2 protein-coding genes are annotated in these 1,504 nt (G+C 71.1%); both read right to left on the reverse strand.

The annotated features are described in order from the left end of the window. Nucleotides 1-41: 41 nt before the first annotated feature. The gene (locus tag AC31A1_RS51265) at nucleotides 42-242 is read right to left on the reverse strand and encodes a hypothetical protein (RefSeq protein WP_489659891.1); all 201 of its coding nucleotides are present in this window, start codon (nucleotides 240-242) and stop codon (nucleotides 42-44) included. A 122-nt stretch (nucleotides 243-364) separates the two neighbouring features. Continuing rightward, nucleotides 365-1,465 (reverse strand): M24 family metallopeptidase, encoded by a 1,101-nt coding sequence (locus AC31A1_RS51270; RefSeq protein ID WP_489659892.1) that lies wholly within the window; start codon nucleotides 1,463-1,465, stop codon nucleotides 365-367. Nucleotides 1,466-1,504: the final 39 nt, after the last annotated feature.

The following is a 1,504-nucleotide window of genomic DNA, read 5'->3' on the forward strand; positions in this document are numbered from 1 at the left end:
GTCCTTGGGTGGGTGCCGGGTGAGAGGGGGTGCGGTCCTGGTCAGGGGCGGTCGTGCGCCCACGTTCGCAGGGTGAGCGACCGGCCCTTGCTGACTGTGGCGATCGGCGGTTCGTCGGTGGGGTGGCAGCCGGCGGCTCGGGCCACCGCCGCGCGGAGTGCGGCTCCCACGGAGTAACCGAGGCTTGCCGTACGGTCGTTGGCGTTCTGCCGGATGACGAGGACTTCGAACAGTTCCGTCATGGCGGGGAGGTCGTTCTCGGTCCACTCTCGGAGGACCAAGTCCTCGCCTGCCAGGCGTAATTGCGCAGGGCTGGGCCCTGAGGCGGGGCCGGGGTTCTCGCCGCGGATCATCACGTTCCGGTTCAAGGGAGGACGACCAGGTCACGGGGTGTGCGGTTGAGGCGCTCGCCGCCGTCCTCCGTGCAGATCACGATGTCCTCGATCCTGGCTCCGTACCGGCCGGGCAGGTAGATACCGGGTTCGACGGAGAAGGCCATGCCCGGTGCGAGCGGGAGCGGGTTGCCGGTCACGATGTAGGGCTCCTCGTGGCTCTCCAGGCCGATGCCGTGTCCGGTGCGGTGGATGAAGTGCGGTCCGTATCCGGCGCCGGTGATGATGTCCCGCCCCACGGCGTCGAGTTGACCGGCCGTGATGCCTGGTCGTACGGCGTCGGTCTGGGCGCGTTGGGCGCTGAGCAGTACCTCGTGGAGCCGGCGGAACTCGGCGGGCGGCTCGCCCATCGCGTACACCCGGGTGGAGTCGGAGCAGTAGCCGTCCAGGGTCGTACCGCCGATGTCGACCACCACCGGGTCGCCGGGGCGGATCGTCCGGTCGGAGAGTTCGTGGTGCGGGCTGGCGCTGTTCGGGCCGGAGCCGACGATGACGAAGTCGACCCGGATGTGTCCCTCGGCGATGATCGCGTCCGCGATGTCCCGGCCGACCTCGCGTTCGGTACGCCCGGCTCGCAGCCACTCCCCCATCCGGGCGTGCACCCGGTCGATGGCCGCACCGGCCCGACGCAGGGCGGCCGCCTCCGCCGGGGTCTTGCGCATCCGCAGCCCGTTCAGCACGGCTCCGGCCAACTCCTGGCTGGCGCCCGGCAGTTGGGTGCGGAAGGCGATGGTCTTCTCCGCCCACATGCGGTTGTCGACGCCGACACGGGCGGTACGGGCGGGCAGCCGGGCCGCGACAAGGGCGTAGGGGTCGTCGGTCTCGCCCCAGCCGGTGATCTCGATGCCCAGGCCACCGGCCGGGGATGCCTTGGCGGCGAGTTCCTCCAGGGCCGGCACGAGGAGGAAGGGATCACTGTCGGCGGGCAGCACCAGGCAGGTCAGCCGTTCCAGCGGCTTGGCGTCGTAGCCGGTCAGGTAACGCAGGTCCGCGCCGGGCGAGATCAGCAGGGCGTCCAGACCGGCTCGGGCCGTGGCCTGCTGGGCACGGTGGATGCGGTCGGCCGGGTACAGGTTCGCGGCGGGGTCGGTGGGGTGGTGATGGGTGTGATC

The sequence above is a fragment of the Streptomyces sp. P5F9 genome, assembly GCF_057961495.1.

Coding starts and splice junctions, on each gene's coding strand:
- AC31A1_RS51265 (WP_489659891.1), bottom strand. CDS start 242: ATGACGGAACTGTTCGAAGTCCTCGTCATCCGGCAGAACGCCAACGAC.